The sequence below is a fragment of the Altererythrobacter xiamenensis genome (genome assembly GCF_900177715.1).
GTDB lineage: Bacteria > Pseudomonadota > Alphaproteobacteria > Sphingomonadales > Sphingomonadaceae > Erythrobacter > Erythrobacter xiamenensis.
Genome location: NZ_FXWG01000003.1, coordinates 284,215 through 310,052, shown reverse-complemented (window position 1 = coordinate 310,052; position 25,838 = coordinate 284,215). Strand labels below are relative to the sequence as shown.

General features: G+C 61.3%; 27 protein-coding genes. 10 read left to right on the top strand and 17 right to left on the bottom strand.

The window, feature by feature from the left end:
• The first annotated feature begins 48 nt into the window (after positions 1–48).
• The 3 genes from CCE89_RS12070 (at position 49) to CCE89_RS12060 (ending at position 1,962) form a co-directional block, all read left to right on the top strand.
• The gene (locus tag CCE89_RS12070) at positions 49–1,011 is read left to right on the top strand and encodes a threonine ammonia-lyase (RefSeq protein WP_086438311.1); all 963 of its coding nucleotides are present in this window, start codon (positions 49–51) and stop codon (positions 1,009–1,011) included.
• A gap of 61 nt (positions 1,012–1,072) precedes the next feature.
• Positions 1,073–1,522 (top strand): MAPEG family protein, encoded by a 450-nt coding sequence (locus CCE89_RS12065; protein WP_086438310.1) that lies wholly within the window; start codon positions 1,073–1,075, stop codon positions 1,520–1,522.
• Positions 1,519–1,962: an MAPEG family protein gene (locus CCE89_RS12060; protein ID WP_086438309.1), complete on the top strand. Its 444-nt coding sequence runs from the start codon at positions 1,519–1,521 to the stop codon at positions 1,960–1,962. Before CCE89_RS12065 ends, CCE89_RS12060 begins: the two co-directional genes overlap by 4 nt.
• 59 nt (positions 1,963–2,021) lie before the next feature.
• On the opposite strand, the gene trxB is transcribed toward CCE89_RS12060, so the two are convergent.
• The 4 genes from trxB to CCE89_RS12040 form a co-directional block, all read right to left on the bottom strand.
• Complete coding sequence (trxB, locus tag CCE89_RS12055) at positions 2,022–3,002, bottom strand: thioredoxin-disulfide reductase (protein ID WP_086438308.1); 981 nt, start codon at positions 3,000–3,002, stop codon at positions 2,022–2,024.
• Between the two features lie 68 nt (positions 3,003–3,070).
• Entirely contained in the window at positions 3,071–3,850 is a 780-nt protein-coding gene (locus CCE89_RS12050; protein ID WP_086438307.1) for a tyrosine-protein phosphatase, read from the bottom strand.
• Positions 3,851–3,932: 82 nt separating this feature from the next.
• Complete coding sequence (locus tag CCE89_RS12045) at positions 3,933–4,670, bottom strand: acyl-CoA dehydrogenase family protein (protein ID WP_086438306.1); 738 nt, start codon at positions 4,668–4,670, stop codon at positions 3,933–3,935.
• Positions 4,667–5,806, bottom strand: a complete 1,140-nt coding sequence (locus CCE89_RS12040; RefSeq protein ID WP_086438800.1) for an acyl-CoA dehydrogenase family protein — start codon at positions 5,804–5,806, stop codon at positions 4,667–4,669. Before CCE89_RS12040 ends, CCE89_RS12045 begins: the two co-directional genes overlap by 4 nt.
• Before the next feature lie 234 nt (positions 5,807–6,040).
• Here CCE89_RS12040 and cysD point away from each other — a divergent pair, with 234 nt between their 5' ends.
• Genes cysD through CCE89_RS12025 form a run of 3 tightly spaced genes read left to right on the top strand, consistent with a single transcriptional unit; the run spans position 6,041 to position 9,620 of the window.
• Positions 6,041–6,955 carry a sulfate adenylyltransferase subunit CysD gene (cysD, locus tag CCE89_RS12035; protein WP_086438305.1) on the top strand — a complete coding sequence of 305 codons (915 nt, stop codon included), beginning with the start codon at positions 6,041–6,043 and terminating at the stop codon, positions 6,953–6,955.
• Positions 6,955–8,877, top strand: a complete 1,923-nt coding sequence (gene cysN, locus CCE89_RS12030; protein ID WP_086438304.1) for a sulfate adenylyltransferase subunit CysN — start codon at positions 6,955–6,957, stop codon at positions 8,875–8,877. Before cysD ends, cysN begins: the two co-directional genes overlap by 1 nt.
• Positions 8,874–9,620 carry a 3'(2'),5'-bisphosphate nucleotidase CysQ gene (locus CCE89_RS12025; protein WP_086438303.1) on the top strand — a complete coding sequence of 249 codons (747 nt, stop codon included), beginning with the start codon at positions 8,874–8,876 and terminating at the stop codon, positions 9,618–9,620. The genes cysN and CCE89_RS12025 overlap by 4 nt, the downstream gene beginning before the upstream one ends.
• A 3-nt stretch (positions 9,621–9,623) precedes the next feature.
• Here the strand turns inward: CCE89_RS12025 and CCE89_RS12020 are convergent, their stop codons facing one another.
• Entirely contained in the window at positions 9,624–10,508 is an 885-nt protein-coding gene (locus CCE89_RS12020; RefSeq protein WP_086438302.1) for an HpcH/HpaI aldolase/citrate lyase family protein, read from the bottom strand.
• 168 nt (positions 10,509–10,676) lie between these two features.
• Positions 10,677–11,840 carry an acyl-CoA dehydrogenase family protein gene (locus CCE89_RS12015; RefSeq protein WP_086438301.1) on the bottom strand — a complete coding sequence of 388 codons (1,164 nt, stop codon included), beginning with the start codon at positions 11,838–11,840 and terminating at the stop codon, positions 10,677–10,679.
• 318 nt (positions 11,841–12,158) lie between these two features.
• Between CCE89_RS12015 and CCE89_RS12010 the strand changes: the two genes are divergently transcribed.
• Positions 12,159–13,955: a DEAD/DEAH box helicase gene (locus tag CCE89_RS12010; protein WP_086438300.1), complete on the top strand. Its 1,797-nt coding sequence runs from the start codon at positions 12,159–12,161 to the stop codon at positions 13,953–13,955.
• A gap of 54 nt (positions 13,956–14,009) precedes the next feature.
• On the opposite strand, the gene CCE89_RS12005 is transcribed toward CCE89_RS12010, so the two are convergent.
• Positions 14,010–14,942 carry a sulfotransferase domain-containing protein gene (locus tag CCE89_RS12005; RefSeq protein ID WP_086438299.1) on the bottom strand — a complete coding sequence of 311 codons (933 nt, stop codon included), beginning with the start codon at positions 14,940–14,942 and terminating at the stop codon, positions 14,010–14,012.
• Between the two features lie 258 nt (positions 14,943–15,200).
• Between CCE89_RS12005 and CCE89_RS12000 the strand changes: the two genes are divergently transcribed.
• Positions 15,201–15,800 carry an SDR family oxidoreductase gene (locus tag CCE89_RS12000; protein WP_086438298.1) on the top strand — a complete coding sequence of 200 codons (600 nt, stop codon included), beginning with the start codon at positions 15,201–15,203 and terminating at the stop codon, positions 15,798–15,800.
• Positions 15,801–15,863: 63 nt separating this feature from the next.
• On the opposite strand, the gene CCE89_RS11995 is transcribed toward CCE89_RS12000, so the two are convergent.
• The 3 genes from CCE89_RS11995 to CCE89_RS11985 form a co-directional block, all read right to left on the bottom strand.
• Positions 15,864–16,997: a DUF3500 domain-containing protein gene (locus tag CCE89_RS11995; RefSeq protein ID WP_159456652.1), complete on the bottom strand. Its 1,134-nt coding sequence runs from the start codon at positions 16,995–16,997 to the stop codon at positions 15,864–15,866.
• Between the two features lie 694 nt (positions 16,998–17,691).
• A complete protein-coding gene (locus CCE89_RS11990) occupies positions 17,692–18,321 on the bottom strand; it encodes a DUF2231 domain-containing protein (RefSeq protein ID WP_040464221.1) in 630 nt (209 codons plus the stop codon).
• Positions 18,322–18,536: 215 nt separating this feature from the next.
• The gene (locus CCE89_RS11985; protein WP_232725746.1) at positions 18,537–18,926 is read right to left on the bottom strand and encodes a hypothetical protein; all 390 of its coding nucleotides are present in this window, start codon (positions 18,924–18,926) and stop codon (positions 18,537–18,539) included.
• Between the two features lie 223 nt (positions 18,927–19,149).
• Between CCE89_RS11985 and CCE89_RS11980 the strand changes: the two genes are divergently transcribed.
• Together CCE89_RS11980 and CCE89_RS11975 are read left to right on the top strand one after the other, a co-directional pair.
• Positions 19,150–19,437 (top strand): hypothetical protein, encoded by a 288-nt coding sequence (locus tag CCE89_RS11980; protein ID WP_007163866.1) that lies wholly within the window; start codon positions 19,150–19,152, stop codon positions 19,435–19,437.
• A 93-nt stretch (positions 19,438–19,530) separates the two neighbouring features.
• Positions 19,531–19,971 (top strand): hypothetical protein, encoded by a 441-nt coding sequence (locus tag CCE89_RS11975; protein WP_086438799.1) that lies wholly within the window; start codon positions 19,531–19,533, stop codon positions 19,969–19,971.
• Positions 19,972–19,984: 13 nt separating this feature from the next.
• Here CCE89_RS11975 and CCE89_RS11970 read toward each other — a convergent pair whose 3' ends face one another.
• The 7 genes from CCE89_RS11970 to CCE89_RS11940 form a co-directional block, all read right to left on the bottom strand.
• The gene (locus tag CCE89_RS11970; protein ID WP_205763508.1) at positions 19,985–20,719 is read right to left on the bottom strand and encodes a PepSY domain-containing protein; all 735 of its coding nucleotides are present in this window, start codon (positions 20,717–20,719) and stop codon (positions 19,985–19,987) included.
• A gap of 20 nt (positions 20,720–20,739) precedes the next feature.
• A complete protein-coding gene (locus CCE89_RS11965) occupies positions 20,740–21,225 on the bottom strand; it encodes a YybH family protein (protein ID WP_086438295.1) in 486 nt (161 codons plus the stop codon).
• A gap of 91 nt (positions 21,226–21,316) precedes the next feature.
• Positions 21,317–22,633: a copper resistance protein B gene (locus tag CCE89_RS11960; protein WP_007163862.1), complete on the bottom strand. Its 1,317-nt coding sequence runs from the start codon at positions 22,631–22,633 to the stop codon at positions 21,317–21,319.
• Entirely contained in the window at positions 22,630–24,471 is a 1,842-nt protein-coding gene (locus tag CCE89_RS11955) for a copper resistance system multicopper oxidase (RefSeq protein WP_086438294.1), read from the bottom strand. The genes CCE89_RS11960 and CCE89_RS11955 overlap by 4 nt, the downstream gene beginning before the upstream one ends.
• A 48-nt stretch (positions 24,472–24,519) precedes the next feature.
• Positions 24,520–25,077 (bottom strand): RNA polymerase sigma factor, encoded by a 558-nt coding sequence (locus CCE89_RS11950; protein ID WP_371876727.1) that lies wholly within the window; start codon positions 25,075–25,077, stop codon positions 24,520–24,522.
• A 15-nt stretch (positions 25,078–25,092) separates the two neighbouring features.
• Entirely contained in the window at positions 25,093–25,527 is a 435-nt protein-coding gene (locus tag CCE89_RS11945; RefSeq protein WP_086438292.1) for a periplasmic heavy metal sensor, read from the bottom strand.
• Positions 25,528–25,530: 3 nt separating this feature from the next.
• On the bottom strand, positions 25,531–25,827 hold the full coding sequence (locus CCE89_RS11940) for a hypothetical protein (RefSeq protein WP_007163858.1): 297 nt from the start codon (positions 25,825–25,827) through the stop codon (positions 25,531–25,533).
• Positions 25,828–25,838: the final 11 nt, after the last annotated feature.

Sequence of the window (25,838 nt, the reverse complement as noted above, 5' to 3'; positions counted from 1 at the left end):
GAATTTGATTCTTGTCGCTCCCCTAGCGAAATGCGCTAGAGCCGCCAAATGATCCGAGACGATATGCGCAAGCCGACGCGAGAAGGCGTGATCGAAGCCGCCGAAAAGGTCGCCGCAATCCTGCCGCCAACGCCGCTGCTGCCGATGGATATCAACGGCGTTTCCTGTTGGGTGAAGGCGGAGAACCTGCAGCCGATCGGCGCGTTCAAGATCCGCGGCGCGTGGCACCGGCTCTCTGCGCTTTCCGACGAGGAAAAAGTGCGCGGCGTGGTCGCCGTTTCCTCCGGCAATCACGCGCAGGGCGTCGCATGGGCGGCACGGCGGCTCGGCATTCCGGCGGTGATCGTGATGCCCGAGAATGCGCCGCAGGTGAAACTTGACGCCACCCGCGCGCTTGGCGCCGAGGTGGTGCTCTACAAACGTCCCGGCGAGGACCGGGACGAGGTCGCAGCGCGGATCATCGAAGAAAGAGGCGGCACGCTGGTCCATGCCTTTGGCGATCCCTGGGTGATCGAGGGTCAGGGGAGCGCCGGTATCGAGATCACCGGGCAGCTCGGTCGCCAGCCCTCGCGCATCGTAGCCTGCTGCGGCGGCGGAGGGCTTGCAGCGGGCCTCGCCCTCGCCTGCCCCGACAGCGCCGTGGTGCCGATCGAGCCGGTCGGATGGGACATGGTGGGGCAAGCGCTCGCGGCGGGGGAGATCGTCAGCGCCGGTCCTGATGCGCCCGAAACGATTTGCGATGCGCTGCAACCCACTGCGACCAAGCTGATCAACCTCGACGTACTGCAGGGTCGCGCCGATCCGGGCGTTGCCGTGACCGATGACGAGGTGCGCGCGGCGCAGCGCTTTGCCTTCTCGCAATTGCAGCTTGTCGTCGAACCCGGTGGTGCCGCGGCGCTGGCTGCAGCGCTCGCCGGCAAGGTCGCGCTCGATGAGCACACTGTCATCATGCTGACCGGCGGCAATGTCGACCCTGCACGTTTCGCCGAAACGATCTCCACAGGGTGCTAGGTTGCATTTGACAATCGAACCCGCTCCACGCAGTTTCGCGCCCAAACAGGGAGGGTAATCCATGCAGGCTCAAATGCTCGCACCGGCAGCGGTGCTCGTCGTGTGGTCGCTGATCATGCTGTTGTGGACCGCCGGCACGCGGTTTCCCGCGATGGCCAAGTCAGGAATGGACCTCAAAAACGCGGCCCCGGGCGGGCGCGGTCAGGACCTCGAGGGCGTGCTGCCCGACAAGGTAAACTGGAAGTCTCACAATTACGCGCACCTGATGGAGCAACCGACGATTTTCTACCCGACCGTGATCATCCTTGCGATCATGGGTGCGGGTGCGACGGACGTTCTGCTGGCCTGGATCTATGTGGGCCTTCGGATCATCCACTCGCTCTGGCAGGCACTGGTCAACATCGTCGGAATTCGTTTCCTTATCTTCGTGCTTTCGACCATCGCGCTGTTGATCCTGGCGGTGCGCGCTGTCATGGCCACCCTCTTTGCCGACCCCGGAGTAATCGCATGATCGGAATGGATATCCTGCAGCCTGTTATCGTCCTTGCCATCTGGACGATGGTGATGTGGGCCTGGATGTATGCCACGCGCATCCCCGCGATGAGCAAGTCACCGGAAATCGACGCGGCCAACCTCAAGGGCGGCACCGGCAAGGATCTGGACAATATCCTGCCCGACAGCGTTCAGTGGAAAGCGCATAATTACAATCACCTGCATGAACAACCTACGGTGTTCTATGCGGTCGCGATCGTTCTGGCGATTGTCGGCCAGGGTGATGGGATGAACGCGCTTCTGGCGTGGATGTACGCCGGTTTGCGCATCATCCACTCGCTGGTGCAGGTAACCGCCAACAGGGTGCTGGTGCGCTTCGTGCTGTTCGCCTTGTCGAGCCTTGTCCTTATCGCGCTGATCTTCCACGCGACAATATTCGTCTTCGACATACACTTCTAGGCAAAAAGAAAGGGCCTCCAGCGATTGCCGGAGGCCCTGACCTTTTCCCGTGGGGCAGCCTATTCCGCTGCTTCGGCTTCCGCATCCATGGTCGAGGCGAAATCCATCGTCGCAAGGAAGCGCTCCGCGTCGAGCGCCGCCATGCAGCCCATCCCGGCGGCGGTTACCGCCTGGCGATACGTGTGATCGGTGACGTCGCCTGCTGCGAAAACACCCGGCTTCTCCGTCTTGGGCGAGCCCGGCTCGGTCAGCAGATAGCCGCCACCGTCCATCGGCAGCTTGCCCTTGAACAGCTCGGTCGAAGGGGCGTGGCCAATGGCGACGAATGCGCCATCGACTTCCAGCGTCGATTCCTCGCCGGTCTGCGTGTCCTTCAGTACAAGATGCGACAGCGCGCCGTTCTCGCCCGCTTCGAAGCGGTCCACGGTCTTGTTCCAGAGCGTCGAAATCTTGTCCGATTTGAACAGGCGTTCCTGCAGGATCTTCTCGGCGCGCAGTTCGTCGCGGCGGTGGATCAGCGTCACATCGTCCGAATGGTTGGTAAGGTATAGCGCTTCCTCAACCGCGGTGTTGCCGCCGCCGATCACCGCGACCTTCTTGCCGCGATAGAAGAAACCGTCACAGGTCGCACATGCAGACACGCCCTTGCCGCCGAGCTCCTGTTCGCCGGGCACGCCGAGCCACTTGGCTTGTGCGCCGGTGCAGATCACCAGCGTATCGCCGATATATTCATCGCCGCTGTCGCCGATCGCGCGGTATGGAGGACCATTGTCGAGATCGACCTCGACGATCGTGTCCCACATCATCCGCGTGCCGACATGCTCTGCCTGCTTCTGCATTTGCTCCATCAGCCACGGGCCCTGAATCACATCCGCGAAGCCGGGATAATTCTCGACATCGGTCGTGATCGTCAGCTGGCCGCCGGGCTGGAGGCCCTGCACCACAATCGGTTCGAGCATGGCGCGCGCACCATAGATCGCGGCCGAATACCCGGCCGGGCCGGAGCCGATGATGAGCATCTTTGTGCGATGGGTAGCCATGTTTTTCGTCCGTCCAGAAATCGTTGTGCGCGTTATCGCGCGCTATATGGGAAGCCTTGGTGCTTGTGTCACGCCACGAACTTGTCGCGCAAGCGGGCGCGCATTGCGTCATCCACACCTAAGGCACCGGAAATGAACGTATCGAGCGATCCATGCTCGCTTTCGATCTCGCGGATATAGGTGTGGAGATAATCTTCGTGCACTTCGAGCAGCGCGCGAACGGCGTCCTCGTCCAGCTTGCGGCCCAGCCGTTCCTCTATACCCGGCACCGATTGCTGCCGAAGAACATCGAGCGTCGGCGCCTGATTGGTCAGGAGGAACTCGTGCATCTGATCATCGCGGTTTGCGCCGAGGACATGCAGCATCAACGTCGCGGCAACGCCGGTGCGGTCCTTGCCAGCGAAACAATGGACGAGGCTGGCACCTTCGCGCTCGTCGAGCACGCGGAAATAGCGTGCGAACATCTCGATCATCGCCGGATTGCGCGGCATGCGCTCGTAGACGGCCATCATCCGTTGGCGGGCATACTCGGCTGTCGTGGTACTTGCATCGACGTCCATATGAGGCGGGCTGGACGACGTCTCGCCATCGTAAAAGATGACTTCGCCGTTGAACCCTTCCACGCGGCGGCAGGGATTGCGTTCGCGTTCGCTGAGGCCGCGCAGGTCGATTACCGTGTGAATGTCGAGCTTTGCGATGGCCCGCAGATCTTCATCCGTTGCCTCGACATGCTGGCCGGATCGGAAAAGCAGGCCGCGCCGGACTGTACCGCCACCCTCCACCGCATATCCGCCGTAGTCGCGGAAATTGTGGATGCCCTGAGTGTCTAGAAATCTTTCGCGAATCATGCGGCCTTGCTCGCACCTCAATGTCGTTGCTGCAAGGTAGATAGGGTTTGAGCGGCCCAAGTGTTAGGCCGGGCATCCTGTTTCAGTCGGTCCGCGTGGTCAGATTGTCCCACAGGCCGGTGCCACCCCACTCCAGCGCCTGTTTCCCGATGCGCGTGCTCCAATAGGCGTCATTCCCGCCTTCGCTCCGCCACGCCATCATCCGCCGCGTCAGCTGCTGGAGCGGGTAGTCGCGCGTAAAGCCGATCGCCCCATGGACCTGATGCGCCAGCGCAGAACCGTGCTTCATCGCTTCATTCGCGCGCAGCTTGGCGCAGGCAATCTCGAAAGCCCCGTCACCGCGGTCTAGCGCGGCTGCCGCACCCTGCGCAGCGCAGTTGGCCGCGCCCGCCTCCATCGCGAGCAGAGCTATGCTTTGCTGGACGGCCTGGAATTTGGACAGCGGACGTCCGAACTGCTGCCGCTCGCTGCAGTGGTCGATAGCCAGCTTGAGCGATCCGTCGAGTGCGCCCGCCGCCTGGCAGACGCGCAGAAAAGCAGCCAGCGTAACGCTGTCGCACGGAATGTCGTTGTGATGCTCCCGCGCAGCCTCGACGATCTGCTCACCAAGGGGCGCGGCAAGCGCATGGAAACCAGCAAGCCGCAGAACCGCGGCAAGGTCACCCCAGTCTCCACCGAAACCGCCATTTTCTTCGGGCACAAGCAGAGTTACAAACCCCGCTTCGGCGAGCGGCGCTTCGCATTCACTGGCGCTCTTGCCGCGCAAGTCCGCGAACAATCCATCCGCCATTTCGACGAGGGCTTCCCTGTTCTCGCTCATCTGAGGCCAAGCCCCCTTGCAACGATACCGCGCAGTATCTCGCGCGTCCCGCCCCTCAGCGAGAAGCTGGGCGATACCTGCAGCAACATCGTGAGCATGCGCGCGAGCGTGCTGTCGTCGGTCAGTTGGAGGTCGACGACAGCCTGCACCATCTGCGGCAATTCCTGCTCGTAAGTGTTGCCCAAATCTTTGACGATCGAAGCCTCGACCGTCGGATCATGCCCGGCGGCGAGCTTGGCCGCGACCGACATCGACATCTGGCGCAGCGTCCACATATCGCTGACCAGGCGACCGATGGTCGCGATGATCGCGGGATCGGCGTCGTCGCCGCAAGCATCGATCAACTCGACCAGGAGCGCATGGCTCGACAGATAGCGTTCGGGGCCGGAGCGTTCGAGGGCGAGCTCGGCGGTCGCCTGTTTCCAGCCTTCGCCTTCGGTTCCGACCAGTGCGCCGTGCGGGATCAGGACGTCCTCGAAGAAGACTTCGTTGAAATCGGCCCCGCCGAACATGTCCTCGATCGGTCGCACGGTGACGCCGGGCGTATCGAGGTCGATCAGGAACTGGCTGAGACCCTGCTGACGTTCGCTGCCCTCCTCGCTGCGGATGAGCGCGAGCATGACATGACTGATGTGCGCGCCAGTGGTCCACACCTTCTGCCCGTTGATCAGCCAGCCCTCCTCCGTGCGCCTGGCAGAGGTCCGGACAGATGCGAGGTCCGACCCCGATCCCGGCTCGCTCAACCCGATGCAGGCGTAAAGCTCGCCGCGCGCCATCCCGGGGAGATATTTCCGACGCTGTTCTTCGGTCCCGTAGCGCAGGAGCAATGGCCCTGTCTGACGGTCCGCAATCCAGTGCGCGCCCACCGGAGCGCCCGCCGCGAGCAATTCCTCCAGCACGATATACCGCTCGAGCGGGTCGCGCTCATGCCCGCCATACTCTTTCGGCCAGAGCATCCCGATATAACCTGCTTGCCCGAGAGCGCGCGAAAATCCGGGATCGAAAGTCGTCCAGCAATTGGCGCGCCTCACAGGCTCGTCATTCGGCTGGTTTTCCGCCAGAAATGCGCGAAGATCATGCCTGATCGCTTGCGCGTTCTCAGGCGCTTCGAAGGGATGGAAAGCGAAAGTCTGCACGCCAGCCTGATGCAAGAAGCCGTCGCATGGTGCAAGCGCCTCGCGCCTCTCCAATGTGCGAGGTCCCGACGCGCGCACGCCAATTCAAGAAAAACCACGTAGGCGAAAACTACTTCAATCGTGACTTGGCCAACCGCGTCGCTTAGAGGCCCTAGCCCAACGATCAGCATAAAATCCCGTTACATCATGATCGAAAGCGGTCATGGCGGGAATAGAACCCGAACAAGGCACGGTATGACCTCTCCCCTGACACACCTTCAACGTCTCGAGGCAGAGGCGATCCACATCATGCGCGAGGTCGTTGCCCAAGCCGAGAATCCCGTCATGCTCTATTCGATCGGCAAGGACAGCGCCGTCATGCTGCATGTCGCGAAAAAGGCATTCTACCCCTCGCCGCCGCCCTTTCCGCTCCTCCATGTGGATACCACCTGGAAGTTCAAGGCGATGTACGAGCTGCGCGAAAAGAGCGCGCAGGACGCCGGAATGGACCTACTCGTCTATCAAAATCCCGAAGCGAAGGAGCGAGGGATCAATCCTTTCGATCACGGTCCGCTGCACACCGACATGTGGAAGACGGAAGGCCTCAAGAAAGCGCTCGACAAATATGGTTTCGACGCCGCATTCGGCGGTGCGCGGCGCGACGAGGAGAAGAGCCGGGCGAAAGAGCGCATCTTCTCGTTCCGTACTGCAAGCCACGGCTGGGACCCGAAGAACCAGCGGCCGGAACTCTGGAACCTCTACAACGCCAACAAGAAGAAGGGCGAAAGCATACGCGTCTTCCCGCTGTCCAACTGGACCGAACTCGACATCTGGCAATACATCATGGCAGAAAACATCGAGATCGTGCCGCTCTATTTCGCCGCCGAGCGTCCGACCTTCGTGCACGATGGCGGCCTGTTCATGGCCGACGATATCGAACGTCTCGAAAAGGTCATGGGCAAAAGACCTGAAATCACCATGCGCAACGTCCGCTTCCGCACGCTCGGTTGCTTCCCTCTGACCGGCGCTGTGGAAAGCGACGCATCCACGCTTTCCGAAGTGGTTCAGGAAATGCTGCTCACCACCACCAGCGAACGGCAGGGCCGCGTGATCGACAAGGATGGCGGTGACGCCTCGATGGAGAAGAAGAAGCAGGAGGGCTATTTCTGATGGCTGACGCTCCTACCACCGAGCCGGTTTACAAGACCGACGCGCTGATCGCCGAGGATATCGATTCCTACCTCGCGCAGCACCAGGACAAGACAATGCTGCGGTTCATCACCTGTGGCAGCGTCGATGATGGCAAGAGCACGCTCATCGGTCGGCTGCTGTACGATTCGAAGATGATCTTCGAAGACCAGCTTGCCGCGCTGGAAAACGACAGCAAACGGGTCGGCACGCAGGGACAGGAGATCGACTTCGCCCTGCTGGTCGATGGCCTGGCCGCAGAACGTGAGCAAGGCATCACGATCGATGTCGCCTATCGCTTCTTCGCGACCGAAAAACGCAAGTTCATCGTCGCCGACTGCCCCGGCCACGAGCAGTACACCCGCAATATGGTCACGGGCGCATCCACCGCGGACCTCGCCGTGATCCTGATCGACGCGCGCAAGGGCGTGCTCGTCCAGACGCGGCGCCATAGCTTCCTGTGCCATCAGCTCGGCATCCGCAATATCGTGCTTGCCGTGAACAAGATGGACCTCATCGACTATGACCAGTCGACCTACGACGCTATCGTCGCCGATTATCAGGCGTTCGCGGACGAGATCGGGATCGAGAGCTTCACCGCCATGCCGATTTCCGGGTTCAAGGGCGACAACATCACTGCGAACTCGGAAAATACGCCGTGGTACGAAGGGCCGCCGCTCGTGGCGCATCTCGAAACAGTCGAGCTGGCAAGCACGCAGAGCGCGGAGAAACCGTTCCGCATGCCGGTCCAATGGGTCAACCGGCCCAACCTCGATTTCCGGGGTTTCTCCGGCCTGATCGCGACGGGCACGATCCGACCCGGCGACCCGGTCCGCGTATTGCCGTCGGGAAAGACCAGCACCGTGAGCAAGCTGGTGCTCTACGATCAGGACATCGAAGAAGCGCAGGCCGGCCAGTCCATCACGATCTGCCTCGAGGACGAGATCGACTGCTCGCGCGGCAACGTGCTGGCGGCGGCCGACGACCCGCCCGAAGCATCGGACCAGTTCGAAGCCACCATCGTGTGGCTCGATGATGACGCCATGCTTCCGGGGCGAGGCTACTGGCTCAAGCTTGCCAGCCAGACGGTTTCCGCAACGGTGGCCGAGCCGAAGTACGAGATCAACGTCAACACGATGGACCATCTCGCAGCCAAGACGCTCGAGCTGAACTCTATCGGTGTCGCCGAAGTGACGACCGACAAGCCGATCGTTTTCGAAGCCTATGCCGAGAACAAGTCGCTTGGCGGGTTCATCCTCGTGGACAAGCTAACCAATCGCACCGTCGGCGCTGGGATGCTGCATTTCAGCCTGCGGCGCGCGCAGAACGTCCATTGGCAGCCGACCTCCATCGGCCGCGAAGATCACGCCAATCTCAAGAACCAGACCCCGCGAGTCCTGTGGTTCACCGGACTTTCGGGTTCAGGCAAATCGACAATTGCCAACGAGGTTGAAAAGGCGCTCAACCTGATGAACCGCCACACCTTCTTGCTCGACGGAGACAATATCCGCCACGGCCTGAACAAGGATCTTGGTTTTACCGACGCCGACCGGATCGAGAACATCCGCCGCATTGGCGAAGTCGCCAAACTGATGGCGGACGCCGGGCTGATCGTCCTGACCGCCTTCATCAGCCCCTTCCGGGCGGAGCGCCAGATGGTGCGCGACATGCTGCCCGAAGGCGAGTTCGTCGAGATCTTCGTCGACACGCCACTGGAAGTGGCCGAGGAACGCGACGTAAAGGGCCTCTACAAAAAGGCGCGCGAAGGCAAGCTGAAGAACTTCACGGGGATCGACAGCCCTTACGAAGCTCCGGAAAAGCCCGATATCACGGTCAATACGGTGGAAATGAGCCCGCAAGAAGCGGCGCAGCATATCGTCCGCTCATTGGGGGCGTTGAAATGAACGAGGAACGTCTCGATGACGCGGCGCTGGCTGCTGCCCTGGCCGAGGCGGCAGGCAAGATCCTGCTCGACGTGCGTTCATCCGGCCTGATCGAGGGCAAGGCGCTGGGGCGCGCGGGCGATGAAACGGCAAACCAGTTTCTCGTCCATGCCCTCCGCCAGCGACGACCGGATGACGGCCTTCTGTCGGAAGAAAGCAAGGATACCGAAGAACGGCTCGCGAAGGATCGCGTCTGGATCATCGATCCGGTCGACGGGACGCGCGAATATGGTGAAGCGCGCAGCGACTGGGCCGTACACGTGGCCCTCGCCATGGGGGGTAAACCGGCGATAGGGGCGGTTGCACTGCCCGGACTTGATTGCGTGCTGCGAACCGACACCCCTCAGGCTCTGCCGGAAATGGCCGAGAAACCGCGCCTGGTCGTCAGCCGAACGCGCCCTGCGAAAGAGGCTGTCGAAGTGTCCAAACGCCTTGGCGGCGAACTGGTCGAAATGGGCAGCGCCGGCGCCAAGGCGATGGCCGTGGTCCGCGGCGAGGCGGAAATCTACCTCCATTCCGGCGGCCAGTACGAATGGGACAGCTGTGCTCCCGCCGCCGTCGCGCTCGCCCACGGACTGCACGTAAGCCGGATCGATGGCAGCCCGCTGATCTACAACCAGCGCGATACCTACATGCCCGATCTGCTCATTTGCCGGAAGGAACTCGCTGACGAGGTTCTGTCCCTCGTAGCCGAGCTCGTCTGACCGCTAGCCCTCGACCTGGGCGAGCAGCTGCAGCGCCCGCGACAGGTGCGGACGGTCGAGCATCCCCCCCTCGTGACCGATCGTGCCGGCGCCCGGATTGGCTTCGAACAGAGCCACGATTTCCCGCGCCTTGGCGATTTCCTCGGCGCTCGGCGTGAAGGCCTCGTTAATCACGTCGACCTGCGCGGGATGGATCGCGAGCATTCCACGGTATCCCTGGCGGCGGACCATTTCAGCCCTGAGCTTCAGCTTCTCCAGATCGCGAAAATCGCTCTGGATCGTCTCGATTGCCGGCACACCTGCGGTTGATGCGCCCAACAGGCACAGGCTGCGCGCCATTTCGAAGGTGAAATCATATTCGCCATCGGACCTCGTATTACTGCTCGCTCCAAGCGCATCGGCAAGATCTTCTGCGCCCCAGGTCATGGCGACGAGACGCGGCGCGCCCTTGAAATTGCCCGCATGGAACATGCTTTCGGCTGTCTCGGTCAGCAGCATGATGACGGGCGTCGAGCCTTGCTCGATCCCGTTCGCGACTTCCAGCGCGGAGAGGTAATGATCGAGCGCTTCGATATCGGCACGGGTATAGGCCTTGGGCAGCATGATCCCGCCTGGCTTGGCAGGCATGACTGCAGCGAGGTCCTCCAGCGTATAGGGACCGTCGAGCGGATTGACCCGCACCCACAGGCGCGCGCGATCTCCGGAATATCTACCCAGGAAATCGTGGATCAGGCCGCGCGCTTCCGCCTTCTTCTCCGGCGCGACGGCATCCTCGAGATCGAAAATGACAATATCGGCGCACCCATCAGCAGCCTTCGCCATCTTCTTTTCGCTGTCGCCCGGGGCAAACAACCATGAGCGCATCTTGAGGTTCGGCTTGGCGGTCATGTGAGGTCTTTCCGGTAGTCCCTGTTCAATTCCAGCTCCCGCCCTAAGGGCAAATCCGCGCACCGTAGGGTGGTGGGGATCAGTGCGCGCAATTGACACTGCACGCAAGTATCGAGCGGGTCGGAATCACCACCTGAGCCATCCCGCCGCGCCCATGGCGGACCGGCTCTAGAAGCTCTTCGGCAGGTCCAGCGCGTGCGTTGCGACGTGGCTCAGGATCAGGTTCGTGCTGATCGGCGCCACCTGATAGAGCCGCGTTTCGCGGAACTTGCGCTCGACATCATATTCCTCTGCAAAGCCGAAGCCGCCATGCGTCTGGATACACATATCGGCCGCATACCAGCTAGCTTCCGATGCGAGCATCTTGGACATGTTCGCCTCGGTCCCGCCAAGGTGCCCCTCGTCGAACATGCGCGCAGCCTTGGTCACCATTTCTGCAGCCGCCGATAGCTGGACATAGGCCCGGGCGATCGGGAACTGCACGCCCTGGTTCGTCCCGATCGGCTTGCCGAATACGCTGCGTTCGCGCGCATAGGCAGACGCGCGGTCGATGAAGAAGCGTCCGTCTCCGATACACTCCGCAGCGATCAGGATACGCTCGGCGTTCATGCCCGAAAGGATATATTTGAAGCCCTGCCCCTCTTCCCCGATCAGGTTTTCTGCCGGTACGCGCAGATCATCGAAGAACAGCTCGGTCGTCGCGTGGTTGAGCATGGTGCGGACCGGCCGGATGGTGAGGCCGTTGCCGACCGCTTCGCGCATATCGACCAGCAGCACGCTCATGCCCGCAGATGGCTTGGCGGCATCCTCGCGCGCGGTGGTCCGGCACAGCAGCACCATCAGGTCGGAATGTTCGGCGCGGCTGATCCAGATCTTCTGACCGTTGACGACGTAATCGTCGCCATCACGCTTCGCGAAGGTCGAGATACGGGTCGTGTCAGTACCTGCGGTCGGCTCGGTCACGCCGAAGGCCTGCAGGCGCAGCTCGCCACTCGCGACCTTGGGCAGATACTCCTGCTTCTGCTTTTCGGAACCGTATTTGAGCACAGTACCCATCGTGTACATCTGCGCGTGACAGGCACCGCCGTTGCAGCCCGAACGGTGAATTTCTTCGAGCACGGCACAGGCCGCTTCAAGACCGAGGCCCGAACCGCCGTATTCCTCGGGGATCAGGACGGAGAGAAACCCTGCCTCGGTGAGGGCCGTCACGAACTCGTTCGGATAGGCACGTTCGCGGTCGAGTTTCTGCCAGTATTCTCCCGGAAAATCCGCGCAAAGGCGGCGCACCGCTTCGCGGATTTCAGGGAAGGTTTCTTCGGCAAGTTCTGACATGGCGATTCCTGGAAAGGTTCAACATGGAGTCCCCGGCACGGGTGCCGCCCCATCCCTGGAAATGGATGGATGTGAGGACGAATGGCGCGAGGCCGTTCGTCGCAGAATTCTCTTCATAGTCCAGCCTCAAAAATGCGGGCGTTTCTGCAGATCGGAGAATGCACCTTTCCGCCACGTCGATTTCGCAAGCCAAATGCGATTACTGCTCCTATAGGGGCGCCAACACGCCCAGCGGATTGCGTGCACGCTCCTCATGCAAGGAGCCATGAGCGCCCTTCACCATGACCTGGCGCACATTCCTCATATTAGGCCCTTTCAATGAATTTCCCTGCCATTCCCCCCAGCCTCGAGGCTGCCCTTGCCGAGCGCGGCTATGCCTCGGCTACTCCCGTTCAATCCGAAGTCATGAAGCCTGAAGCGGTCGGACGGGATCTTGTCGTCTCGGCGCAAACCGGGTCGGGAAAGACGATTGCATTCGGCATCGCCATGGCGGCGGACCTGCTAGGCGATAAGGACAGCCTCGCGTTCGTCGAAAGGCCTCTTGCGCTGGTGATCGCGCCGACCCGGGAACTTGCCCTTCAGGTCAGTCGTGAACTCGATTGGCTATACCGCAAGGCGGGAGGGCGCATCGCGACCTGCGTTGGCGGGATGAACCCCCAGCAGGAGCGCAAGACGCTGCGCTCGGGGCCGAGCATCGTGGTCGGCACGCCGGGCAGGCTTCGCGACCACCTGGAGCGGGGTGCGCTCGACTTGTCCGGATTGAAGGCCGTCGTGCTCGACGAGGCGGACGAAATGCTCGACATGGGCTTTCGCGAGGAGCTCGAGGAAATCCTCGATGCAACGCCCGAAACGCGCAGAACCCTGCTGTTTTCCGCCACCATGCCTCGCCCGATCGAGGCCTTGGCGCGTCGCTATCAGAACGACGCCTTGCGGATTGCGACCATCAGCGAAGGGCGCGGTCACGGAGATATCTCCTACCAAGCGGTGACGGTGTCCCCGCCGGAGATCGAAAACGCCGTCGTGAACCTGCTGCGTTATCACGAAGCGGAAACCGCGATCCTGTTCTGCGCGACCCGCGAAAAGGTGCGGCATTTGCACGCCACACTCCAGGAACGCGGCTTTGCCGTAGTCGCCTTGTCCGGCGAGCATTCGCAGTCGGAACGCAACCAGGCGCTGCAGGCCCTGCGTGACCGGAGAGCGCGCGTTTGTGTTGCCACCGATGTGGCCGCCCGCGGGATCGACCTTCCGACATTGAGCCTTGTCGTCCATGTCGAGATCCCGCGCGATGCCGAGACATTGCAGCATCGCTCCGGCCGCACCGGGCGCGCCGGCAAGAAAGGCACGGCTGTGCTGATCGTGCCGTTCTCCCGGCGAAGGCGGGTCGAATCCATGCTCCGGCACGCGAAGATCAACGCGGACTGGATCGATGCGCCCGATCGCGATGCCATCAAGTCGCGGGACCGCGAACGCTTGCTGGAAAAGCTGCTGCAACCCGTCGAGGTCGACGAAGGCGACACCGAACTGGCCGAACGGCTGCTCGCCGAACGCACTCCCGCACAGATCGCCGCCATGTTGGTGCAAGCGCATCGTGCGACCATGCCTGAGCCGGAAGACCTCATCGCAAATACTCCGGAAGCACAGCGGGCTGCGCAGAAGGAGCGCCATCGGCCCGGATTCGATGACACTGTCTGGTTCCGCATGGAGCTTGGCCGACGGCAGAACGCCGATCCTCGCTGGATCCTGCCCCTCATATGCCGTCGCGGTCACATCACCCGCAACGAAGTCGGCGCGATCCGCATCGGTCCGGAGGAAACCTACTTTCAGATCCCGCGACCCATGGCGGACAAGTTTGCCAAGGCAGCTGCCCGATCGGCTGTCGCAGACGGGGACGATGATCCTGTCGCGATCGAATTGTCCGAGACCGGCCCGCGCGACGCAGCAAAGGGCAATCGCAAGAGCCTTCGTCGGCACGGCAATGCTGACGGACCGCGCATAAAGGCGAAACCGTCATTCAAGAAATTCGACAAGTCCAAGGGTAAGAAAAGCGGCAAGCCGGACAATCCGCGCAAGGGGGCCAAGGGCGGGCGAAAACCGAAAGGCCGCAAGCCATCATAGCTTTGCGTCTTGCTAACGGAAGGGGGGGTGCCCCTCCGACCAGCGGATTGTGATCTAGGAAGCGGCGTCTGCCTGCCTGCCGTGCTCCAGCCATTGCCTGAAGTCCTGTGGCAGTTTCGCCATCGATTCCTCGTAGAGCGCAAGGTCTTCATCATCGAGCACGCCAACCCAGCGCCGGTTGGTGCCCTTGTGGATGAAGGTGTCCGCCCCGCCCTCGAACGCAAATGAGATGCCCTCGCCCACCACCTTGGTCGGGTTCTTCTTCACTTCGTCGAAGGTGCAGCGGCGCACCACGTCGGGCCACTTCTCTTCCGGTACGTCGATATCGAGATAGTCGGCGATGCGCCGCATTTCGCCCTCGAGATCGGCGCGCAGATCGTTGAAGTGAACCATGGCGATATTGTCCATATCGCGGTGGTTCCAGAAAGTGAGCGCGTAGCTGAGGTGAGACCAGTACGGGTAGCCGCCGATTTCCCAATCGAACCAGCTTCGACTTATCCAGTTTCTCCAGATCTCCTTGATATCTCCTGTGAAGCGCGGAAACTCGTCACCCACTCTTCCCGGGGTGCTGTTCGCGGCCATGTAGAAGCCGTCCGTATGATTGCCCCAGTGGTTGAGAAGCGACATGAAGACATCGCGCGGATCACGGCTGACGCAGATGTATCTGGCTTTCGGAAAGTAAGGCAGACCGTCGAGAGGTGTGTGCGTCTTGATGAAACGTCGGTGTTGCTGCGCTTCCAGCTGGCCGAGAACGAGTTCGAGGGGGAAGAGCCGAAAATCCAGCCAGGGCGACAGGTCGGACGCGGGGGCCGGCATATCGTCGTCAGGAAAAAGGAGATTAGCGACGATTGTCTGCATCAAGGTCGTCCCGGCCTTGTAGGACGTCGCTATGATGATGTCGTCTTCACGCGGTTCGAGCCAGTTCCATCTGGTCGAGTCCAGATGATGGTTCTGGTAGACGCGTGTTCTCGCCGGTTGATGTGCCATCAGAGCCTCCCACCAGCGACCCTGATGAATTGGCTACACCCGTTTCCCGGAGGTTGGCAACTTTATCCCTCTCCCCCGCGCTGGCTGGTTTCGTGGTCCAGCAAAAAAATCGCTATCCGCTTCTGCCGCAACGACGGTCTTCGCGCCTTCTAGATTCAAGGGCCAACCAGGCGAATGCAACGATCGGCCTAGCTGTGCGTTGAATGGGAAACGCTCGACCACGAGCATCCTTCCAATACAAGACACAGGCTACCCGGAATGAACATTCTTATCGCAGGCTCCACCGGCAACACGGGTCTTCGGTTGACCCAACAACTTTTCGACGCAGGTCATCAGCCGATCGCCATGCACCGGTCTTCTTCCGATACATCGAAATTGCCGGAAGGCGTCGTCAGGCGGGAGGCCGATCTGACGGAGTTGCCCGATGATATTTGCGCCGGGGCAGACGTAGTGGTGTTCGCTGCCGGATCAGGCGGGGATACGAGCGACGAAATGACCGATAAGATCGACCGGGACGGAGCGAAGAAGCTGATCGATATCGCGGCCAGGAATGGCGTAGATCACTTCGTGATGCTGAGTTCAGTCGGCGCAGGCGACCCTGACCCGAATTCCGATCTCGCGAATTACTTGCAGGCAAAGCATGAGGCTGACGAGCATCTCATTGCATCGGGATTGTCATACACCGTCGTCCGTCCGGTCGCGCTTACCAATGAAGACGGCAACCGCAATATGAAGCTTGGCGATGATGTCGACACAGGAGGCAAGGCGGCCCGCGGAGACGTCGCCGCCATACTCGCGCGCTCGGCAACCGACAGTACGCTCGCAGGGAAGGTATTCCTGATGGAAAGCCTTGGTTGACCCGTCAGGACCGGAGTTTGGTAGCGGAGGAGGACTCGCACCCCCGCGCTGCGCTCCGGGCCCCTATTGCTGATGGGCCTCCTGGTAATGGCGCTCGAGCCAGCCGGAGCCATAATCGTTCGATGGGTCGCGCATGATCGAGTGCACGTGATTGTACTCTCCGCCGGGAGAGGGCTCGCGAACGTAGTCGATAAGCACGGACGGTCCCTGAACGCGGAACATGTAACGACCTCGTGGCGCATCGGTCGCACCCCACCATGCAAATCTCAATTCGTCCGGGCCGTCTGCCTCGATAGCCGCGCGCTGCCGCCTGGCTGCCTCATCGGACGCGTCGCCGAGATATTCGTCGAGCAACCCGTCCAGTAATCGACGCTGGAATGCATTGAGTTCGGACGCCCTGATTCCGAAGGCTGTCTCGTGGCTCGACTGGTTTCCCGGACCGGCAAAGATATTGCTAGCGACTTCCGCCGAAACGACAGTCCTTGCGCGCTGAGGCTCGTCCAACGACGCCAGCAGGGCGAGCGCCTTGTCCGCTTCGTGCTGCAATAGCTGCCAGCCGGCGTAGCGCCCCTCCTGAACGACCTGTGGGTTGGCGCCCAGGAACATCGGTGTGAACGCGATTTTCCCGTCACTCACGGTAAAATTGGCGGCAAAGTGATGACCTGTGACGAGCCAACCCCAATCCGCACTTTCCGGATTGCCGAAGATGGTGACGAAAAACTTCTCGGTGTCGTAGTTGTCGGCGAAAGCGAGACCTTCAGCCTTGCGTGGATCGCTATCGGGAATCCCCGCGAGCATCGCGTCGAACATTTCGCGCAGCACATCCTCGTGCCACATAATCGTTGCGGATTTGAGGTAGCCCTGACTCGAAAGCGCCGAAGACATCATGGCGTGCAATGCGCGGCGCTGATCGGAAGACATGTCCGCCACGACAAGGCCCGATCTCGGCGCCATACTCACCGGCAGGTTCGACCAACCCGTTCTGATCTCGTTGTCGTCCAGCGCACCCACCGCGGTTGCGCGCTGTTCGTCTGTCAATGTCGCAAGGAGGGCCGAGGTCGCTTGCTGCATGCTCTCGACCCGCGCCGCCTCCAGCTCATGGTCGACGGAATCATGCGCCCAAACTCCGATCGCCGGATAGGTCATGGCGGCAAGGGCTGCCGCATGGACTAAGGATCGCGCGAAAGCATTCATCATCAATCTCCCCCGGACCCTCAGGAAGACTATGGCAGCAACACGCATAGCGCAAATTTCGGAATTGTTTGGTAGCGGAGGAGGGAAATATAGAGAGCATATAACGTGCTGATTTACCTAATAAACTTTTTGAGTCGTCTTGCAAATACCCCCATCAATACCCCCAAAATCGGACAGATGAGATAAAGCGCCTTTGGCAAACGACGACTTGTTATTCGTAGTGACTGGTAAAACGAGCGTCGGCCGTTTTTGGGCCGATCAGAAGGCGAAACGCCAGGTCACGATCCATGCGCCTGATCGGACATCGAGGGCATGTCATGGTCGGGCATGGATGGCATATAGTGGCCCGCATGAGGATCGGGTGTGTTGCTAGGCTGGGCATTCACCGGCGGGGGAGTGGCCGCAGGGGACGACGCTACTACCGGAGTGCTCGCCGGTCGGTCTGGTTGCCTACCGGCAGTCGCAGCTTCACCCGACCGGTTCGTGTTGGCCTCTCCAGCGGGAAAGGCTGCGTTGTCTCTTTCGCCTTCGCCAGCACCTGTGCTCTCGGTCGGCGGGGCCGTATACAGTGGCAAGGCTTCAGCTTCTGATGAAGTGTCCTGCGTCTGATCACAGGCAGCGAGCCCTAGCCCCAATGCCGCCGCAGCAAGGGGGGCAACAAACGCGTTCCGATTTGATCTGCGCATCATTCTATCCTTCAAAGCCAGGAGATACCAAGATGATTGGCACCGTGCGCAAGCTCGCCGCCCAGAAATCCCTGCACCAGCACTAGAGCGGCCATGGCAAAGATTGCGGCGCGAAACGCGGTCCGGCTCGCGGAAGCACGGCTCGCCAGATAGGCCATCGCCAGACCGAGAACCGCGATCAGCATTCCGTTCCAGCGATGAACCTGCATCGCAGTATCTCCGCCGAACCAGAGACCGGTATGGATCCAACCGAATATGGCCGCCACGACCGCCCCGGCGGCACCGCCATAAACAAGTACGCGCACTGCCGACTCTAGGCCTGTGCCCTTCCGTGCGATGACGAATAGCTCGGTGAGAGCGGCCATAAAGAACAAGGCGATCGGAAAGTGTACGGTGGCGGGATGCAGCGACTTGAGCACACCGACCACGCCCTTGTCGCCTTCGTCTGCATCTTGTCCCTTCGCCCCGTCATGATCAGCAGCCGTGTCGCCGTGCCCCTGCGCAGCCTGGATATCTTTTGACGCCGCATCGGAGACGACAGCACTGGCCGCTTCGCCATGTTCCTCGTCGCCATGGGCCTGGGCCGGACTTATCCAGAGCAGACTGGCGGCCACAATAGCCATGAATTGTATTCGTTTCATTCTCTACGGGCTCCGGTCTTGGCGATGGTCGTGCAACCTATTGTGTCTGTAATGCTCTGCGAACCTTCATCTCTTGCGGTGATAGAGCGCGGCGATCGTCGACGCGTGAGGGTTCAAATTTTACTCACGAGATGGTCGGACCTCCTGCCTTGCACCGCGCCCTGGTAAGAGTGTGGCCAGGCTCAGGCACAAAGCGAGAGCCCGGCCACCGCCTCCTAATCGTCTTGCGCCATGTTCTCGTGAGCCGCCATCTGCTCCATCATGTCATGCATCATCATCATGTGCTGGTGACAGGCCGCCATCATATCGGCGTTGTCCCCCTGCATCATGCCCGCCATGTGTTCCTGCATTTTTGCACGATGTTCGGCCATAAGCCTTTGGCGTTCGGCAGGATCGCTCGCCGCGTGGGCCTGCTGCATCAGCGCGCGCATTTCAGCCATCTTCTCGCGGTGGGCCGTCATGGCCGCCGAATCCTGCATCATATGGCCAGCGTGTGACTGCTGCTGCGCCGCCGCTTGATCCCCGTGGTCATGCTGTTGCCGGGCCATTGCCGGGGTGGTTGCCAGGCCGGTGGCGAGCGCGAAAGCTAGAACTGTCAGTTTCATGGTCGATTTCCTTTCGTCGGTCTTGCGGTGGATGCTGTGTGCAGTCATCCTCTTTACGCAGCCGCCATCTCTTCCCCTCAAACAATCCGCAGCAGCGGTGGGGCTGGTGGGCCGAAGCACGGCCGGTTGCAGCGGTGCTGTTTTTCGGCCACCTTTTTGAGAGAAGCCGATAACGACGAATGGGGAGTATCATGGTGCCAGCAGAGCCGTCGGAGAAGCAGTCGTGAGCACGGTCAATGAGAACGGCAGCTGGGATATCCCGGAGCCCGATCATGCCGATCTGGTGCAAATGCGCATTCGCCTCATTACTCTCGAGAACATAGTTCTTGGCCTTTTGTCCGGGGCGAGCGATGAACAGATCGAACAGATTAGGAAACGTGCGGACATGATCGAACCGCGCCCCGATGCGAGCCGGCACCCGCTTACCGAACTGGCAGCAGGTGACATGCGGAAATTTCTCAAACGCGCTGCTCGCATGGCCGAGTCGGAGGGCCGCGAAAATCATGACTGATCCGGGCTTTGGGGCAGCGAAGGCGCTATGCAGGAAGTGGAAATCCGGCCGCTTGCTATTTGCTGGCGCAGATTTTTCGGGCGTACCTGCAACATGACCAGAACCCATTGGCTGATCCTTATTTGCGGGAGCCTGATCGCGTTCGTCTGGGAGATTTTCCAGATGCCATTCTTCGAACCGGGTGATCTCGAACCCTTCGAGCGGACCATTCGCTGCGGCATTGCAAGCCTGGGCGATGGCGTGATCCTGCTGACAGCTTATAGCCTTGCAGGATTACGTGGCGGGCACGCGTGGCTCTGGCAAGCCGCCAAAATGCCCTATGCGATCTATTTCGGCTTCGGGCTTGTCGTCGCGATCGCCGTCAAAATGATCGCCACATCGCTTCCGGCAAACAGTTTCCTGAGCTGGCGCTACAGCGAGTTGATGCCGCAAGAGCCAGTGACGGGACTGGCGCTGATCCCGATCGCGATGTGGACGATCGTGCCCGCGCTAACGATCCTTCTGGTCCGCTTTGCCCGAGCCGAACCTGATTAAACTGGGAGCGGCTTCAGGGGGCATTCGGCACATGTTTCGCCCGCCGCCTGATCCTGGGAAACCGGTTGGCAAGCAGGACAAAGCCCGAAACCGCGATGATTGTCCCGCCGATCCCGAACAGTAGCAGCCACCAGCTGTTGATGCGGTCGCGCTGCGTCCAGTCCATGATATGCAGCCCCCAGATAAAATCGAACAGACGCCAGGTGTCGCTGCGGGCAGCGAGCACCGAGCCGCTCGATGCATCGATGTAGACGCGGGTATTGTCCTCATCGCCATAGGTAATCTGCCACGCGGGGAACGGACCCCGGAATTCGGTCCCGACAGCACCTTCGATGAGGCGCGTGGTCGCTATGGTGGTTGGTGGCCCCGTCCAAGCATGGCGAGCGATGGCCTGTGCGCTCGCGCTCGAAAGAGGCGAAAGGAGAGCGCCGCTGTTCGGGTCGCGGAGCGTGACGCTTCCATCGTCCCGACGGATCTCGGTTACTGTCCTGCCGCCGACCGCGCGCGTCGCAAGGGAAACCACCCCCTCCCTGCTATCGAGCCACTCGGGCATGGCAGCATTAGCGGGCAGAACCTCCGGTGCGCGCGAAACGACATGTTCGGACCGGACCTCTTCGATGTCGAGGAACGACATCAGCGCCCCGGTGGCCATCCATAGAAGCACCTGGACGCCGACAAAGACTGCCAGCCATTTGTGAAGCTTGCTGCCCAGCACATGCAGACGCAGCTTGAAAGAGCGTGTCGCCAATCGGTGTTCCCCCGATCAAATCAGTTGTTACGCGGCGCTCGTGACGACGAATGGTACTGAACGATCTTCCAGCCATCCGCATCATGGGCAAGCACCGAGGTCGCAACGCCTTCGCGGTCGATCACGCGGCCGTCGGCCAGTTCGATCCGATAGGTGTACGATTCGCGGCCATACGCCATATGTCCCATCCGGGTGACTGCGAGCGTCGGTTCGCCGAAGGTGAAGCTGGTTATTGCATCGAGTTCCGGTCCCAGGTGATGCTCCATGTAATACGTGAAGCTGCCTTCCGCCTTGCCGTTTTCGTAAACGAAGGATTCCTCGGCAAACAGCGCGGCCATGGCCTCTGCATCGCGCGACGTCAGGGCATCCCGATATGATGTCAGAACCGCCTCGGCTTCCGCAACGTCATCATTCATCGCATCCATATGCTCGGCGTGGTTCATGCCCTGCTCCGTATGGTCCATCTGCGTCGAAGCCGTAGGGTCCGAGTGCGCGGAATGATCCATGGATTGTGCCAGGGCGGGAGTGCCGCCTGCAGCCAAGGCCAGGGCAACCGCGCTTAGAGATAGTCTTATCCTCATTGTATATTTCCTTCTCTTAAAACCAGAATCGCATGCCCACGACGTAATTCGTCACGCTAGGGTCTTCCCCTGCGGCGCGTGCAAAATCGGCACTCTGACCGATCCGCCACTCCTGGGAGACGCCGACATAGGGCGCGAATTCGCGTGCGAACTCGTAGCGAAGACGCAGACCTGCCTCGATCCGGTCGAGGCCAGCGCCAATGCCGAGTTCGGGAATATCCTGAGCCGAAAGAGCGATTTCGGCTCGCGGCTGGAGGATCAGCCGCTGCGTGATGCGCTGATCAAGCTCGCCCTCGAAGCGCGCGGTTACATCACCCTTGTTCGATACGAACGCTGCAACGTCGACCTCGAACTGGTAGGGAGCAATGCCCTGTATGCCAATGACAGCATGGGTGCGCTCGGGTCCTGTTAAATCCTGGCGCACACCTGTCTGTAGGTCGAAAAAGGGAGCGATCGCCCGGCTCCAGAGTGCCTGGACTTCGGCTCCCTCGACAGGCTCACCGAAGCTGCCTTCGCCCTCGGATTTGAACCAGAACTTGTCGATATCACCACCATAATAGCCCTGGATGTCCCAAAGATATCCATCCACTCCCTCGCGGGCGCGGTATTCGAGCCGGTCGCCCTGAAACCAGAAGCGCATCCCGCCGTCGGTCTCGCGGACAAGTTCGCGCCGCGCTTCGTTCATGGCTTCCTCGCCCCAGATCGCGACCGCCGCGCGCGCGGGACCGCTCCCGGCTTCGGGAGGAGGCGGCAGCAGCGGGATATCGTCGTTCGAGCCCATCTGCATCGCCGAATGGTCCATGCCCTGCATATCCTGCGATCCCGTCTGCCCATGGTTCATCTGGCTGTGATCCATCTGCCCATGGTCCATCGACGAGTTGCTGGCTTCCGCCTGACCCATGTCGCCTTGGTTCATCTGCGAATGATCCATCGCGCCTTCGGCAGGCGTGCCATGCGGCATCGAGCCATGATCCATTCCTTCATGACTCCCGGGTGTAGTCTCCGGACGGGCAGCGTCCATCGGCATTGCCATGCCCGAATGACCATCCTGAGCGGTCGTCGAACCATGAGACATAGTCGAATGGTCCATCGTCGAATGATCCATGGCAACTTCAGGCTGGGCCACTGGTTCGCAAGCTCCTTCGGCTACCGGGTGCCCCATCGCGCGATGGCGCTGGGCTTCTTCTTCGCACTTTGTCTTGGCGTCAGCCTGCGCCTCGGCGCTCTGCTGCGGCTCCGCGGGCGAATGACCGGCATGCTGCGCCGCAGCGGGGGAGGCGAGAACTGAGCCGACTGCGATCGATGCGAGCAGGCTGGTAATACGAATCTTCATGCTTCGCTCCCATCGGGATTGGCGACAGTGACGATCTGAAACATCCCGGCATGCATGTGGTAGAGAAGGTGGCAGTGGAAGGCCCAGTCGCCCGGCTCGTCCGCCGTCAGGTCGAACTGCGCGCTGCCGCCCGGCTGCACGTTAACCGTGTGCTTGAGCGGCTGACGATCGGCAGGTGCGCCGTTAACCAGTTCGAAGAAGTGCCCATGCAAGTGGATCGGGTGCGCCATCATCGTGTTGTTTATCAATTTGACACGCACGCGTTCGTTATAGGCAAAGCGGATCGGCTCGTCGGAGACGGCGGAGAACTTCTTGCCGTCGAACGACCACATATAGCGTTCCATGTTCCCGGTGAGATGGATTTCCATCCGCCGCGAGGGAGTCCGCCCCTCCTGATGAGGTGTCAGCGAGCGGAGCTTGCGATAGTCGAGGGTGCGGTGGGGGACATCGGCAAGGCCGATGCCGGGGTCGCCCATACGGTCGACCGGGTTCATCGAGACCATGTCGAGACCGGGCCCGACCTTCACGTCGGGAGGCAGGAGCGATGTATCGCGCATCTGCATACCTCCCGCCATGCCAGCCATCTCCGCCGAACCGCCATCCATACCGGACATCCCATCCGCGCCAGCCGCTCCGCTCGATCCGTGGTCCATTCCGGCCATACCGCCGGCGCCATGATCCATGCCGGTCATACCGGCATCGTTGCTGCCAGCCCCGTGGTCCATACCGCTCATGCCCATATCAGCCATGGTCAGAAGCGGGGGATCGCGCAGCGGCGGAATGGCCGCGCGCGCGCCAGGCGCGCTCGCAAGCGTTGCGATCCCCATTCCGGACCTATCCACCGACTCGGCCACCAATGTGTACGCCTGCTGCTCACCCGGCGTCACGACGACGTCGTAGGTCTCCGCGACGCCGATCTGGAACTCGTCCACTTCGACCGGCTCGACGTTCTGCCCGTCGGCTTGAACGACGGTCATCGGCAGGCCTGGAATGCGGATATTGAAGAAGGTCATGGCCCCGGCATTGATGAAGCGCAGCCGCACGCGCTCGCCCGGACGGAAGAGATATTCCAGATTGTCGAGCGGGCCATGACCGTTCAGCAGGTAAGTGTAGGCTGGGGCCGACACATCGCTAAGGTCGGTCGGCATCATACGCATTCTCGCCCACATCCGGCGATCCTCGCCCGAAAGCGGATAGTCGTCGGTCCAGGTATTCATGTTGTAGTTGAAGTAGCCTTCGCCCTTCTTGAGCTTGTCGAAAATCGTGTGGGGCGACATTTCGCTGAATTCGCTGAGCACCACGATATATTCGCGGTCCGCCTGGACCGGATCGGGTCCAGCCGGATCCACCACAATGGCGCCGTAATGCCCGGCCTGTTCCTGCAGGCCGCTATGCGAGTGCCACCAGTAGGTGCCCGACTGGCGCACCGGGAATTCAGCGGTGAAGGTCTCTCCGGGCTTGACGCCGGGGAAGCTTACACCTGGCACCCCGTCGAGTTCGAATGGCACGAGCAGCCCGTGCCAGTGGATCGAGGTGTCTTCCTCGAGCTGGTTATGGACGTTCAATCGGACGGTCGTGCCTTCCTTCAAACGCAACAACGGGCCGGGGATCGTGCCGTTGACGGCGATGGCGCCGCCGCGTCTGTTGCCGGTTGCAAAGGCAGACCGCGCGACAGTGAGGTCGATATTCGGCCCGGATACTTCATCCAGCCCTTTGCGGGCGTTTCCTGCAAGGATGTCCGCGCCGCGCGCCCAGGCCGGCATGGCACCGGAGAGACCAAGCAGGCCCAGCCCGCTAGCACTTGTTCCAAGGAATCTTCGGCGATTGAGGGCAGGCATAGGGGGCTCCTGAAAATGCGTATACCGTCACATACGCGGTCAGCTGCCCTACCCCTCAAACTTTTCGAACCGCTCCTTCAGCCGGTTGCGCGCACGATAGATGCGCGTCTCGACGGCTTTCTCGGTGGTGCCGAGCAGCTCGGCAGCCTCGGCCTGGCTGTACCCCTCGACAGTGACCAGCACGAGCGCCTCTTGTAGGCGCACCGGCAAGCGCCCGATTTCGGCCTGGACCAGCCGCAGCTGTTCGCGGGCTCCGGCAACATTTTCGGGATTAGGGGCATCGTCGGCAACGGCGTCGGCTTCCCGCCCATCCGGCAAACCAAGGAAGCCAATAACTTTCCTGCGGCGGAGCTTGTCGCGGCACCGGTTGAGAACGATTGTCGTCAAATAGGGACCGATGGGCTTGCTCGGATCGAGGCGATGACGTGTCAGCCAGACCGACGCGAGACCGTCCTGAACGACATCTTCGGCCCGCGATGGTGAACCCAGCATGCGCGTGGCAAGCGCAATCAACCGGGCGATCTCGCTCTCGACGAGAGCTGTGAACGCCCGCTTGTCACCGGCTATCGCCCGCCCGATCAGAGCTTCATCCGAAGTGTCATCCACCGCTGCCAAGGCTGGTCAGTCACGCGGATCGCGCGTGAGGGCCGCGGACACTTTCCGGTCGAACTGGAGCTGCTGATCGGAATCGAGAATTTCCCGCATGTCGAAGACGTGGCGCACGGTCGCTTTTTGCAAATCGCCCATGCGCGCATGCACCTCGTCGATCGCGGCACTGACTTCGGGCCCGTATTCGTGCTCGGTTTCCATTGCCTGGGCGAGCTGGGCGTTGGCTGCGCGCGCAGAGGCTTCGAGCCTTGCCTGTTCTACCGCGAAACGCGCTTCGAGCGCATCGAGCCGCTGCTCCTGGTCAGCCGTGAGCGACAGCTCATCGTGCACGAACTGGTGCAGGCCGCCCTCGGCATCGTTGTTGGCCCAGCGATCGGCGGCAAGCGCTCCTAGGCATCCGGCGAGCGCCGCCAGCAGGACCGCAAGGACAAGGTGAAACTTCTTCAACGTCTATGACCCCACATGAAGCAATGCAGCGGGTGACAGGGATTCTCCGCCAACGAGGCTCTCGCCAACAATTTCTGTAGGAGCGCCGTTTTCGGACGGCCATCCGCTGGTCCCTGCGCCTGCCGTTAGGCCGACGACAAACAGACCGGCGAACAAGGCCATTCTGCGCCGCTGATCGGCAATTTCCCCCAGCTGCCCTGCGCGCTGCCAGACGCCGTTCATGAAGTCGGGCGGCACGTCGCCAGCCTTCTGCGAGGCCATGGTGCCGAGCATCGCATCGAGTGTCTGATTGTCACGCATCCCTTGCTCCT